General features: G+C 70.9%; 12 protein-coding genes. 5 read left to right on the top strand and 7 right to left on the bottom strand.

The genetic code is table 11. The annotated features are described in order from the left end of the window. Positions 1–28 precede the first annotated feature (28 nt). Positions 29–988, bottom strand: coding sequence for a helix-turn-helix transcriptional regulator (locus tag QRN30_RS09630; RefSeq protein WP_083389395.1), 960 nt, complete (start codon positions 986–988; stop codon positions 29–31). 48 nt (positions 989–1,036) lie between these two features. Then, positions 1,037–1,999, bottom strand: a complete 963-nt coding sequence (locus QRN30_RS09625; RefSeq protein ID WP_031260420.1) for a sugar-binding transcriptional regulator — start codon at positions 1,997–1,999, stop codon at positions 1,037–1,039. Positions 2,000–2,191: 192 nt separating this feature from the next. Here QRN30_RS09625 and QRN30_RS09620 point away from each other — a divergent pair, with 192 nt between their 5' ends. Next, complete coding sequence (locus QRN30_RS09620; protein ID WP_284760991.1) at positions 2,192–3,931, top strand: glycerol-3-phosphate dehydrogenase/oxidase; 1,740 nt, start codon at positions 2,192–2,194, stop codon at positions 3,929–3,931. A 93-nt stretch (positions 3,932–4,024) separates the two neighbouring features. On the opposite strand, the gene QRN30_RS09615 is transcribed toward QRN30_RS09620, so the two are convergent. Together QRN30_RS09615 and ykgO are read right to left on the bottom strand one after the other, a co-directional pair. Then, positions 4,025–4,681 carry a histidine phosphatase family protein gene (locus tag QRN30_RS09615; RefSeq protein WP_284760989.1) on the bottom strand — a complete coding sequence of 219 codons (657 nt, stop codon included), beginning with the start codon at positions 4,679–4,681 and terminating at the stop codon, positions 4,025–4,027. A 28-nt stretch (positions 4,682–4,709) separates the two neighbouring features. Next, positions 4,710–4,832: a type B 50S ribosomal protein L36 gene (ykgO, locus tag QRN30_RS09610; RefSeq protein WP_017888460.1), complete on the bottom strand. Its 123-nt coding sequence runs from the start codon at positions 4,830–4,832 to the stop codon at positions 4,710–4,712. 45 nt (positions 4,833–4,877) lie between these two features. Between ykgO and QRN30_RS09605 the strand changes: the two genes are divergently transcribed. After that, positions 4,878–5,906: a CobW C-terminal domain-containing protein gene (locus tag QRN30_RS09605; RefSeq protein WP_284760988.1), complete on the top strand. Its 1,029-nt coding sequence runs from the start codon at positions 4,878–4,880 to the stop codon at positions 5,904–5,906. A 234-nt stretch (positions 5,907–6,140) separates the two neighbouring features. Here the strand turns inward: QRN30_RS09605 and QRN30_RS09600 are convergent, their stop codons facing one another. Next, positions 6,141–7,673 carry an MFS transporter gene (locus QRN30_RS09600; protein WP_017888458.1) on the bottom strand — a complete coding sequence of 511 codons (1,533 nt, stop codon included), beginning with the start codon at positions 7,671–7,673 and terminating at the stop codon, positions 6,141–6,143. 192 nt (positions 7,674–7,865) lie between these two features. Here QRN30_RS09600 and QRN30_RS09595 point away from each other — a divergent pair, with 192 nt between their 5' ends. Beyond that, positions 7,866–8,390, top strand: coding sequence for a DinB family protein (locus QRN30_RS09595; RefSeq protein ID WP_284760986.1), 525 nt, complete (start codon positions 7,866–7,868; stop codon positions 8,388–8,390). A gap of 177 nt (positions 8,391–8,567) precedes the next feature. Here the strand turns inward: QRN30_RS09595 and QRN30_RS09590 are convergent, their stop codons facing one another. Both QRN30_RS09590 and QRN30_RS09585 read right to left on the bottom strand, forming a co-directional pair. Then, positions 8,568–9,539, bottom strand: a complete 972-nt coding sequence (locus QRN30_RS09590; RefSeq protein ID WP_194590684.1) for a sugar-binding transcriptional regulator — start codon at positions 9,537–9,539, stop codon at positions 8,568–8,570. Positions 9,540–9,592: 53 nt separating this feature from the next. Beyond that, positions 9,593–10,450, bottom strand: a complete 858-nt coding sequence (locus tag QRN30_RS09585) for a GolD/DthD family dehydrogenase (protein ID WP_056070448.1) — start codon at positions 10,448–10,450, stop codon at positions 9,593–9,595. Positions 10,451–10,557: 107 nt separating this feature from the next. On the opposite strand from QRN30_RS09585, the gene QRN30_RS09580 reads away from it, so the two are divergent. Then, the gene (locus QRN30_RS09580) at positions 10,558–11,712 is read left to right on the top strand and encodes an erythritol/L-threitol dehydrogenase (protein WP_017888454.1); all 1,155 of its coding nucleotides are present in this window, start codon (positions 10,558–10,560) and stop codon (positions 11,710–11,712) included. Positions 11,713–11,741: 29 nt separating this feature from the next. Continuing rightward, positions 11,742–13,058 (top strand): MFS transporter, encoded by a 1,317-nt coding sequence (locus QRN30_RS09575; protein WP_042538194.1) that lies wholly within the window; start codon positions 11,742–11,744, stop codon positions 13,056–13,058. The last annotated feature ends 25 nt before the right edge of the window (positions 13,059–13,083 follow it).

Raw genomic sequence — 13,083 nt, 5'->3', positions numbered from 1 at the left:
CGGCGGAACCGTCCGCAGCAGCAGTCGGTCAGTGCCCGCGCAGCGACTCGCTCGGCAGCTCACCGAAGCGGCTGCGGTAGGTCGCCGAGAAGCGACCGAGGTGCCCGAAGCCCCACGTCCGCGCGATCTCGGCCACGGTCGTCTCGTCCAGCGCACCGCCGACCAGGTCCGTCCGGGCGCCGTCGAGCCGCACGCCGCGCAGGAGTTCCCCCGGCGTCTGGTCGAGGTGCCGGCGGAGCGACTGCTGCAACCCGCGGGGGCTGAGGCCGGCCGCCGCCGCGATGTCCGGCGTGCCGATCGCTTCGCGCGCGTGCTCGTGCACGAACTCGAGCGCCCGGCGCAGGCGGTCGTGCTCGGGGCCGCTGCCGGACACCGACGCACGCCACTTGTTGCGCCGCGGGAACGCACGGATCGCCGCGGTCGCGAACGCCTCGGCGATGTCGTGCTGGACCATCGGGCTCATGGCCTGTTCGACGTCGAGCCAGACGGCCGAGTACTTCCGCACGACCGATCGCCACAGCGCGATGCCGTCGGCGGTCGGGCGGCGCATCGGTTCGAACGCGAAGTCATCGTCACCGGCGACGGCACGGACGAAGTCGCGGTCGAGCTGCACCAGGTTCAGGGCGATGTCGTGGTGGTGCAGGGCGTACGGCTCGGCGAACGGCAGCACGACCGGCACCCCGGCCTGGAGCTCGAACGTCTCGCCGCCCGTGGTGATCCGGCTCGAACCGCTGCGCAGCCACGCGACCAGGAACTCGTCGTCGACCTGGCTCTCGCTGCGCAGGTCGACCATGAACCGCGACGAGCGCAGGGACATCCGCTCGTCACCGACGCCCGCGAAGTCCCAGTGGGCGTTCTCGTGGGTGCGCCGGACGACGGGAGCACGGAAGTCGTAGTCGCCTGTGAAGAACGCGAGGGCCTGGTCGACGTCACTGCCGACCATCCGCCGGAAGTACCGCGGCCCGGGCCGTTCGAGAGAAAGCACCATGCACCAGAACGTAGGACGGACCACCGACAAACTGCGTCAGATCCCGACTCAGGGCTGCAGGATCGCCTGCCCCACGCTCTCGTCGAGGATCAGGTCCGTGATCAGCCCGGCGGCCAGCGCACCCCGCAGCGACGCCGCCTTCGACCGCCCGGCGACGACGCAGACCCGCCGGGGCGCGCGCTTGATCGTGTCGAGGTCGGGAGCGCCGGCCCGTGCGTTCACGCCGATGTCCTTCCACGAGCCGTCGGACCGGTAGAACACCGTCGAGACGTCCCCGACGACCCCGGCCTGCGTGAGCTCATCGCGGTCCTCGGGGTCCAGGTACCCGCCGGAGTAGACGTGCGAGGGCACCGGGGCCTGCGGGGCGCCGACACCGAACACGACGAGGTCCATCCGCTCGTGCAGGTCGAGCACGCGGCGGATCGAGCGCTCGCGGAACAGCGCCTCCTTCGTCGCGGGGTCGTCGAAGAACGCCGGCACCGGGAACTGCTGCACGAACGCCCCGTACGCCTCACCGAACCGCCGCAGGATCTCGGACGCGTAGACGATGCCGGTGGTGCGGGTGTTCGCGGCGCCGTTGATCTGCACGATCGTCGAGCCGTGGGTGGTCTTCGGCACCAGGTACCGGCTGACCGCGCTCACGGTCGAACCCCACGAGATCCCGATCACCATGTTCGACTCGACGTACTGCGTCAGGATCCGGGCGGCGGACAGTGCGACCCGCTCGAGCCGGTCGACGTCGCTCGTGTGGTCCGGCACCGGGACGACGTGCGCGTGCACCCCGAAGCGGGATCGGATGCTCCGGCTCAGCGCGGCGGCCTGGTCCAGGGGCGACCGGATCTGGATGTCGACGAGCCCGGTGTCCCTGGCGTACTTCAGCAGCCGCGACACCGACGAGCGCGAGGTGCTGAGTTCGTCGGCGATCGCGTCCATCGTCAGGTCCTGCAGGTAGTACAGGTGGGCGGCGCGCAGCGCCTGCTGCGTGCGCATGGGCTGAGCCGCGTCACTCATGGTGCTCCGATCTGTCGAACGCAACCATGCACGGACGTGCAGGGCCTCTGCAACCCCGGCCGCGCCTCCAGACCGCCGCGTCGGGCCTGGACGACACGTGTGCTGCACGTTCGTGCACGCGAGTTGCCCGCCCTGTCGAACGAGCGCACGATCGATCCTGACCCCACGAACAGACGAAGGAAGCGACGAACCATGTCGAAGAAGACACAGCCCCGGAACACGGTGACCGCCCTCACCGAGCGCCCGAACGCGCAGGTCCTCGTCGTCGGCGGCGGCATCAACGGCATCGCGACGTTCCGTGACCTCGCACTCCAGGGCGTCGACGTCGCCCTGGTCGAGCGTGGCGACTACGCCTCCGGCGCCTCCGCGGCCTCGAGCCACATGATCCACGGCGGCATCCGCTACCTCGAGAACGGCGAGTTCCGCCTGGTGCGCGAGAGCGTGCAGGAGCGCAACGGCCTGATCCGCATCGCCCCGCACTACGTCAAGCCGCTGCAGACGACCATGCCGATCTTCTCGACGTTCTCCGGCATCATGAACGCCCCGCTGCGCATGCTGACGCACAAGCAGCGCTCCACCAAGGAGCGCGGCGCGATGCTCATCAAGATCGGCATGACGATCTACGACTCCTTCTCGCGCGACGGCGGCTCCGTCCCGAAGCACGTCTTCCGCACCAAGAAGGCCGCGCTCGAGGACATGCCGGCCCTCAACAAGGACCTGAAGTACACGGGCACCTACTACGACGCGAGCGTGCACGAGCCCGAGCGCCTGGCCCTCGACGTCCTGAAGGACGGCCTGGCCGCGGGATCCGACAAGGCCCGCGCCGTCAACTACGTCGAGGCAGCCGGCACCCGCGACGGCGGCGTCCTGCTGCGCGACCGCGAGACCGGCGACGAGTTCGTCTTCACGGCCGACGTCGTGATCAACGCTTCCGGCCCCTGGACCGACCTGACGAACGAGGCGTTCGGCGGCGAGACGAAGTTCATGGGCGGCACGAAGGGATCGCACATCGTCGTCCACAACGACGAGCTGCTCGAGGCCACCAAGGGCCGCGAGCTGTTCTTCGAGAACGACGACGGCCGCATCGTCCTCATCTACCCGCTCAAGGGCCGGGTGCTCATCGGCACGACCGACATCGATGCCGACCCCGCGAAGCCGGTCACGACGACCGACGAGGAGATCGACTACTTCTTCGGGCTCGTCAAGCACGTGTTCCCGCAGATCGAGGTCACCCGCGACCACATCGTCTACAGCTACTCCGGCATCCGCCCGCTCCCCCGCCACGAGGACACCGCCCCCGGCTTCGTGTCGCGTGACTACCGGATCGTGGACACCCAGATCGCCGGCCTGCCGAAGTCGACCGTGCTGTCGCTCGTCGGCGGCAAGTGGACGACGTTCCGCGCACTCGCTGCACACCTGTCCACCGAGGCGACGACCAAGCTCGGCATGAGCCGCAAGGTCGACACCACCGGCATGCCGATCGGCGGTGGCAAGGAGTTCCCGACCACCGACGCCCAGCGCGCCCTGTGGATCAAGTCGCACCGCGACGGCCTGGACGAGTCCCTGGTCGAGGGGCTGCTCGAGCGCTACGGCACCCGTGCCGCCGAGGTCGTGGACGTCCTGACCGACGGCCCGGTCGAGCCGCTCGAGTCCGACCCGTCGCTCACCCGCGCCGAGGTCGCCTACTTCGCCCGCCACGAGCAGGCCGTCCACCTGGTGGACGTCGTCCTGCGCCGCACGAACCTGGCGTTCGTCGGTGGGGTCACGATCGACCTGCTCGACGAGCTGGCCGACGTGCTCGCCGGTGCGCTCGGCTGGACGACCGAGGAGCGCGCGGACGAGGTCCAGCGCACGCTCGACGTCCTGCGCGAGTCGCACGGCGTGATCGTGCCGCTGACGTCCGCTTCGGCGCCGACGTCGCAGCTCGCGTAGTCGACGCCCCGACGGACGGACGGGAGGCCCGGTACCAGCTGGTACCGGGCCTCCCGTCCATCTGGGGGTCGCGTTGGCGGCCCGCTGGTCGCGTCAGAACCGCTCGCCGGTGGGGTCGAGCGCCGTGCGGTCGATGAGCTGGTCGCCGCCGACGGGCTCGCCTTCCCAGTCGACCAGGCGCCAGCCGTCGGCGAACGAGCCCTCGAGTTCGACGATGCCGGTGTTCTCCAGGTGACGCTTCGTGCCGAAGTGGTCGGGGGTGTTCTGCGCAGCCGCACTCGCCCACGTGCGGATCGCGGCACCGTGACTGACGGCGGCGGCCACCGCCACCCCGGTGGCCTCGATCTGGCGGACGGCATCGTCGTAGCGCTCGAAGAACTCGACGCCGCTCTCGGCGCCGGGCATCCGGGTCGTGCGGTCACCGCCGGACCAGCCGTGCACGGTGGAGATGTAGGTCTGCACGGACACCGTGTCGCTCTTGCCCTGGGTGTCGCCCGCCTCGATCTCGTGGAGGCCCGGCAGCACCACGGGCTCGAGGCCGAGCGAGGCCGCCAGGGGTGCCGCCGTGACCTGCGTGCGGACCATCGACGACACGAACAACCGCTCGATCCCGCGGTCGGCGAGCGCTGCGGGCAGGGCGTCGGCCTGCTGCTGCCCGAGCTCGGTCAGTCCTGGTCCGGGCACCACGGCATCGAGGATGCCGTGCACGTTCGCGGGGGTCTGGCCGTGGCGGATGAGCAGCAGTCGCATGCCGCCACCCTACGGACCGCCGCTGACGTCAGCCCTGCCGGGTGTTCCAGCGGGGGTTCTTCTTGTTGATGACGTAGACGCGGCCGCGGCGCCGGACGACCTGGGAGCCGGGGATCTTCTTGAGCGCCTTGAGGGAGTTGCGGACCTTCACGACGAGCCTCCTTGTTGATAACGGTTTTCAGTTACAGTAGCCCACATGCGTGCTGCTGCCATCACCCTCGTCACCGCCCTGCACCAGGTCGACGCCGACCGCGTCGCCGCCCGGATCTCCGACGGGCACCGGATGCACGTCGCCGGGAGCGCCTTCGCCACCGCCCGTGCCGTGGCGGACCGCGCCGACCAGCTCGACCGGCTCTGCGGGCCCGAGGCCGACCACGGGCTCGTCGTCACCCTGCACCCGGGGGCCGATGCCCGCGCCGTCGGCATGCTGCTCGCCAACGCGGCACGGTCCGAGACCGGCGACGACCGGGTACTCAGGCACGTCGTCGGCGTGCTGCGGGCCGACGACGTCGCACACCTGCTCTGGTCGGACGTCGACGACGCCTTCGTGGCCGCGGACCGGATGGCGGCACTCGTCGAGTACGCGACGGTGATCGCCCTCGACCGCGTCGAGCCGCTGTCCGGCCGTCGGCGTCGGGCGCTCGTGTCCCTGCTGCACCGGATGGCGCCCCAGGCCGTGATCGTCGCCCTGCCCGCGATCCGGAGCGCCGCCGACCTGCCGGCCTCGAACGGCGGCGCGGCACGGGTGCTCGCCACCGGCGCCGGCTGGATGCGCGCACTGTCGAGCGGCGCGGACACCGGGCGCGACGCCCGCGACGCCCTGGTCTCGATGCGCTACCGGGAGCCGCTGCCGTTCCACCCCGGGCGACTGTCGTCCGTCATCGCCGAGGACCTGTCCGCCGGGGTGAACGGCCGCGTGCTGCGGTCGCGGGGGTTCTTCCGCCTGGCATCGCGGCCGGACCACGTCGGCTCGTGGTCGAGCTTCGGGTCGATGCTCGCGCTCGACCCCACCGCGAACCCGTCGTGGGACGCCGATGCCCCGATCGGGCAGGCGCTGTGGTTCGTCGGCGAGCAGCTCGACGTCCGGGCGATCGAGCGGGCCCTCGACGGGGCGCTGCTCACGCCGTCGGAGCTGCTCGCCGGGCCGGACGTGTGGCGCAGCTGGGCGGACCCGTTCCCGGAGTGGCCCGCGGTGGACCCGGCGTCGGAGCACCGGCACGAGTGAGGACGCGCGTGGGTACGCACACGTCTCGCGACAGAGCACGAGTCGATCGACTCGTGCATCGTCGTCTCATGCGCACACATCCGCTGCGTGCGCAGGTTGCGACAGAGCACGAGTCGATCGTCGCGTGCATCGTCGCAGTGTGCGCACGCACGCACGCACGCACGGACGGGAGGCGCGGTGCGGGTCGGACCCACACCGCGCCTCCCGTCCGTGGTCACGTCGAGAGCCGCAGCGTCAACGCGCCGGTGACGCCTCACGCGCAGCGGCCTCGCGCGCAGCGGCAGCCGCGGCGTCCTGCGCGGCGAACGGCAGGTCGCCGAGGTCCAGGTGCGGGTTCGTGTCCTGCGTGAGCACGAGCTCCTTCGCCTCGTCCTCGGTCTCCACGGCCGGCATCGAGCCGGGCAGCGGGCGCTGCGAGGACTCCTTCATGCAGAAGACGCCGATCGCGCCGACGACGCTCATCGCCATCAGGAAGTACGCCGGGGCGAGCTCGTCACCCGTCGCGGTGAGCAGCGCCTGCACGATCAGGGGCGTGGTCCCGCCGAACACCGCGATCGCGATGTTGTAGGCGAAGCCCATGCCGCCGTACCGCGTCGACGTCGGGAACAGCGCCGGCAGCGACGCGGCCTGGTTCGACACCCACAGCGCGGTCATCAGCGCGAGCAGCCCGAGGCCGGCGAGCGTCGACCACTGCGCCCCGTGCCCGATCAGCATGAACGCCGGCACGACGAGCACGACCGTGGTGGCGGCACCGATCCACATCACGACGCGACGGCCGAGGCGGTCGGAGAGCTTGCCGGTCAGCGGGAGCATCACCGCGAGCAGCAGGAGCACCGGGATCGTCAGCAGGGTGCCGTCGATGGCGGAGTAGCCGAGCGAGTCGGTCAGGTACGTCGGCATGTACGAGGTCAGGGCGTAGCCCACGGTGTTCGACGCGGCGACGAGCATGATCGCGATGACGATCGGGCGCCAGTGCTGGCGGACCATCGCGACGACGTTGGCCGGACGCTCACCGTCGAAGGACGCACGGGACTCGCTCGCGGCCTCCTGCGCGGCCTGGGTCGCCTGGAACACCGGCGACTCCTCGATGCGCAGACGGAAGTAGATGGCCACGACACCGATCACACCGGCCGCCAGGAACGGGAAACGCCAGCCGTAGGCGGTCATCGCCTCGTCGCCCAGGGTGATCTGCAGCACCGACACGACGGTTGCACCGAGCGCGAAGCCCAGGTAGCTACCGAAGTCCAGGATGCTCGCGAAGAAGCCGCGACGGCGGTCCGGGGCGTACTCGGTGACGAAGGTCGTGGCCCCGGCGTACTCGCCACCGGTCGAGAAGCCCTGCGCGAGCTTCAGCACGACGAGCAGGATCGGACCGAAGACGCCGATGGTGGCGTACGCGGGCAGCGCACCGATCAGGAACGTCGACGCCGCCATCATGATCAGCGTCGTCGCGAGCACCTTCTGGCGGCCGATCTTGTCGCCGAGGCGTCCGAACACGATGCCGCCCAGGGGGCGTGCGATGTACGTCGCCGCGAAGACACCGAGGCTGAACAGGATCTGCACCGAGGGTTCGGCCGTCGGCAGGAAGACCTTCCCCATCGTGACGGCCAGGTAGCCGTACACGCCGACGTCGTACCACTCCATGGTGTTGCCGACGACCATGCCGCTGACGGCTCGTCGCATCATGCTCTTGTCGACCACGGTGACGTCGCTCTCACGCAGCCGTCGGTGTGGTCGGGTGTTGGTACTGCTGGGGTCGGAACCCATGCCTTGCTCCTCGAGAAGATCGGTGGGCCGTCGGGTACCGGCCCAGAACAGCGAGCGACGTTACCGAGCAACCGAAATGTCATTGGCCGGTGATTCTCAGGAACCGGCGTGTCACCCGGACGGGGGTCACGCCCGATCCGCACCAGCTCGCGGAAGGACGGAACTGTGTAACGACGCCGTAACATCGGGCCCGTGGCGATCGAACCCGAGACGAAGAGCTGGACGTGGGTCATCGAGACCGCGTGCCCCGAGTGCGGCTACGACGGCAGCGCCGTGACGATCCGCGACGTGCCGGGCATCATCGACGACAACACCGCAGGGTGGCCCGAGGTCCTCGGACACGACGACGTCCGGGACCGCCCGGACGACCACACGTGGTCACCGCTCGAGTACGGCGCCCACGTGCGGGACGTGCACCGGAAGATGGCCGAACGCCTGGACCTGATGCTCGCCGAGGACGCCCCCGCCTTCGCGAACTGGGACCAGGACGCCACCGCCGTCGAGGACCGCTACGGCGAGCAGGACCCCGCGGTCGTCGCCCGGCAGCTGCGGGAGTCGGCGGACCGCGCGGCCCGGGCTTTCGCCGCCGTCCCCGACGAGGTGCTCGAGCGCACCGGGCTCCGGTCCGACGGCAGCGCCTTCACCGTCGCGACGCTCGCCACCTACTACGCGCACGACCCGGTGCACCACCTGTGGGACGTGCGCGGCACGCGCTAGACGTGGGGACCACCGGTCGGGAGGCGCGGTGCGGCCCCGCCCCGCGCCTCCCGGCCGCAGGCGGTCGCCCCCGGAACCGGGCGTCCCTGCCGGAACCGGGCGTACCTGCCACGAACAAACGACCAGGGATGCCCGGAAGCACCATCCATCGCGCGCGTGATGGGAAGGAACGGTCGCTCAGGCGAGTGCGTCGAGCACCGCACGTGCCGTCGCGGCATCCGTCACCAGCTCGTTGACCAGGCCGCCCCGCACCGCGGCGACGATGCTCGTGACCTTCGCGCTGCCCACGGCCACCCCGACGGCGTGCGGCACGGTCGACAGGACCTCGCGCGACGTCCGCACCATCCGGTCGCTGCCGGGGAACTCGATCGCCGAGCCGTCGGCAGCGTAGAAGTTCAGGCAGACGTCACCGGCGGCCCGGTCGAACGCGGCGTCCTCGACCGGGATGCCCCGGGCCAGCGCGTCGCGGGTGTGGGTCGGCGCACCGATGCCGAGTATCGCGCCCTTCGCCCGGCTCCAGAGTCCGACGACGTGCTGGAACGCCGGGTCCTCGTCGAGGGTGGACCGCATCGCCGGGGACGGCAGCGCCTGGGCGAACAGGAACGCCGGGATCGCGCCGGAGTGCTCCGCGGCCGTCCGGGTGATCTCGTTCGTCTGGAACCACGGCATCGGGTCGGCCTGCCCACCCACGGTCGGGACGAGCTGGACGCCGGGCATGGTCGGCATGCCCGATCGTGCGACGTCGTACACGGTGCGACCGGACGACATCAGGACGGCGTCGCCGGGGACGAGTCCCATGCCCTCGACCGCGGCGGCCAGCGGTGCGGACAGGTCGGCGCCGAGCGTCGCGGCGTGGGTGACCGCGGCGAGGTGTACCGCGCGGAGCCCGAGCACGACCTGCAGGCGTTCGGCGAGCGCCACGGTCTCGTCCTGGAACGGGTCGACGACCTCGATGCGGACGAGTCCGGCCTTGCGGGCCTCGGCCACGAGCCGCGAGACGGTCGGGCGCGAGACCCCGAGGCGCGAGGCGATCTCGACCTGGGTGGCGTCCTCGAGGTAGTACATCCGCGCCGCCTGGTAGACGGTGTCCAGCGGGAACCGGGTCCGCGACGAGTCGGGGCCGGGGCCGGCAGTGCTCTCGGACGACATGGAGCGGGACCCTTCGACTCGATCGGACACCGCGATCGTAGTCCGAGCACGGCTCAGCGGATCGTGAACCCGCCGTCCACACGGAGGTCCGCGCCGTTCACCATCGCGCTCGACTCCCCCGCCAGGAAGAGCACGGCCGCGGCGATCTCGTCGGGCGTCGCGAAGCGGCCGGTGGGGATCTCGTCCTGGTGCCGGATGCCGTTCTCGTTCGCCCAGGCAGCACGGCCGAGGTCGGTCAGGACGACGGTCGGCGACACGGTGTTCACGGTGACGCCGCGTCCGCCCCACTCGAGCGCGAGCACCGTCGTCAGGCCGATGACGCCGGCCTTCGACGCGCAGTAGGCGGCGTGCCCGTCGATGCCGACGTGGGCCGCCTGCGACGCGATGTTCACGATCCGCCCGTACCCGGCGTCGAGCATGTGCCGGCCGACGGCCTGCGCCACGCGGAACGTGCCGGTCAGGTTGACGTCGATGGTCTTCGCCCAGGTGTCGGCTGCCAGGTCTTCGGCCGGGGCGAGGGCGGCGATGCCGGCGCAGTTCACCAGCACGTCGACGCCGCCGAAGTGCCGGACGACGTCCGCCACGGTGCGGGTCACCGAGTCGGCGTCGGTCACGTCGCAGGCGAACCCGGCGTGGAGGCTCGTGGCCGCGTCCGCCCCGTCGGCGGCGGTGTCCGGTGCGGCCGTCGACGGCACGGCGGACGTGGGCAGGTCGGCCGCGGCCGACGTGGCACCGTCGGCCCGGACGTCGACGATGGCGACGCGGGCGCCCCGGGCCGCCAGGGCCCGGGCGATCGCGTTGCCGATGCCGGACGCCCCGCCGGTGACCACCGCCGTGCGGCCGCTGAAGTCGTTGGTCAGGTCGATCGTGTCGGGGCCCGGTCGGAGGGCCGCGGCGAAGTCCGTCGTCATGTTCGCTCCCTTGCGTTCGGTGCCGAACGTACCAGAAATTGTGTTCTGGACAAACGTTCTCGAAGGTGTACAGTCATCGCCGAAGCCACCCAACGGAGGAACAGCTCATGTCGACGACGACCGAGAACGCGGCCACGACCGCCCCCACCACGATCCCCACGACGATGCGCGCCGTCGTCGTCCACGGCCCCGGTGACTACCGGCTCGAGGAGCGTCCGGTGCCGACGCCCGGCCCCGGGGAACTCCTGCTCCGCACCGACGCCGTCGGCATCTGTGCGAGCGACCTGAAGTGCTACCACGGCGCCGCGAAGTTCTGGGGCGACGAGAACCGTGCGGCCTGGGCCGAGCGCGACCGCATCCCCGGGCACGAGTTCGTCGGCACGATCGTCGCCGGCGACGACGCCGCCCTGGCCAAGCGCGGCGTCGACCTGGGCGACCGGATCGCCTGCGAGCAGATCGTGCCGTGCTGGGAGTGCCGCTACTGCCTCGAGGGCGCGTACTGGATGTGCAACGTGCACGACATGTTCGGCTTCAAGGGCTACGACGGCGCGATGGCCGAGTACGTCCTCGTGCCCGCCAAGGCACTGACCCACCCGGTGTCGAAGGCCCTGCCCGGCCAGGTCGCCGCGTTCTCCGAGCCGCTGTCGTGCGCCTTCCACGCCGTCGAGCGCGGTGACATCAAGTTCGGCGACACCGTGGTGATCGCCGGCGCCGGCCCGATCGGCCTCTCCGCCATCGCCGGTGCGCGGCAGAAGAACCCGCTCCGGATCATCGCGCTCGACGTGGTCGAGGCGAAGCTCGAGCTGGCCCGCAAGGTCGGTGCCGACCTGACGATCAACATCGCCCAGGAGGACGCGGTCGCCCGGGTCAAGGAGCTCACCGACGGCTACGGGGCCGACGTCTACATCGAGGCGACCGGGCACCCGTCCGCGGTGCCGCAGGGACTGAACCTGCTCCGCAAGCTCGGGACCTTCGTCGAGTACTCGGTGTTCAAGGACGACGTGTCCGTGGACTGGTCGATCATCTCCGACGACAAGGAGCTCGACGTCCGCGGCGCCCACCTCGGCCCGCACACCTGGCCGGCGGCGATCAAGCTGCTCGAGGCCGAGACCCTGCCGATGTCGGAGATCTGCACGCACCAGTTCCCGCTCGAGCAGTTCCAGGAGGCGCTCGACCTGGTCGGCGACTCAGCCGGTGCCAGCGTCAAGGTGTCGATCATCCCGTCCCTGACCGCCCCCACCACGGCCGCGCCGCAGGCCTGACCGACTCCACCAGCAGGGAGAGAACGAGCATGTCAGCGACGACATCACGCGCCACCGGCGCCCGCACGACCACCCCCCGCGCCGAGGGCCGCCTGGACCGGATGGGCATCCCCCGTCCGCTCGCCCTCGGGTTCGTCGCCGTCCTGGTCTTCATGACCGGGAACGGCGTCGAGTCGAACTTCATCACGCCGCACATGGTGGCCGTGCTCGGCAGCCCCGAGGCCACCGTGGCGACGATCGTCACGTTCTACAGCCTGGCCGCACTGATCGGCAGCTACGTCTCGGGCGCCCTGTCCGACCTGGTCGGGCCACGCCGGGTGATGATCCTCGGCTTCGCCGTCTGGGTCGTGTTCGAGGTCCTGTTCCTGCTGGCACTCGGCGCCGGCAGCGTCCCGTTCGCCGCCGTCACGTACGCGTTGCGTGGCTTCGGGTACCCGCTGTTCGCCTTCGCGTTCCTGGTCTGGGTGAACATCACCACCCCGGTCGAACGGAACGGCTCCGCGGTCGGCTGGTTCTACGTCGCCTTCACGGGTGGTCTGCCGACCCTCGGCTCGCTGTTCGCGATCGGTGCGATCCCGGTGTTCGGCGGCGGTACCGTCGGCGAGACCGGGGCGATGGTCGCCTCGATCGCCCTCGTCGTGATCGGCTTCCTCATCATGCTGTTCGGCGTCCGGCTGCCGAACGGGTTCACGCGCATCGCCCCCGCCGGTGAGAGCGCCTGGCAGGTGCTGACGAGCGGCATCCGCCTGACGGTCACGCGACCGAAGATCCTGATGGGCTTCCTCGTCCGTCTGATCAACACCGCACCCGAGTTCGGCATGTTCGTCGTCCTGCCCGCCGTGATCGCGAACGAGCGCGGCTGGGGCCAGAGCCGCTGGCTGCTCATGACCGTCTGCGTCTACGCCACGAACATCCTGGTCAACGCCCTGTTCGGCTGGGTCGGCGACAAGATCGGCTGGCAGCGCACCGTCAAGTGGTTCGGCATCGTCGGCTCCGCCCTCGGGCTCATCGCCTGGTGGTACGTGCCGCAGCTCGTCCCCGCCGGTTCGGACTGGGGCTACGTGCTCTCCGTCGTCGCCGGCTGCGTGTTCGGCTGCCTGCTCGCCGGGTTCGTGCCGATGGGCGCGATCATGCCGGCGCTGGCCCCCGAGCACAAGGGCGCCGCCATGGCGATGTACACCACGGCCGCCGGCGGTGCCGCGTTCCTCGGCACCGGTGTCGTCGCCGCGGTCTTCGCCCTGGGCGGCGGTGGCCAGGCCGCCACGTGGACGTTCGTCGGCCTGTACGCCTGCGCGTTCGTGATGATCCACTTCCTCAAGGTCCCGCAGGGCGACCGAGGACACTGAGACCCGGGCGACGACGGTCGTCCCG

This window comes from Curtobacterium sp. MEB011 (assembly GCF_030209655.1).
GTDB classification, from domain to species: Bacteria; Actinomycetota; Actinomycetes; order Actinomycetales; family Microbacteriaceae; genus Curtobacterium; species Curtobacterium poinsettiae.
This window is presented reverse-complemented; position numbering and strand designations above follow the sequence as displayed.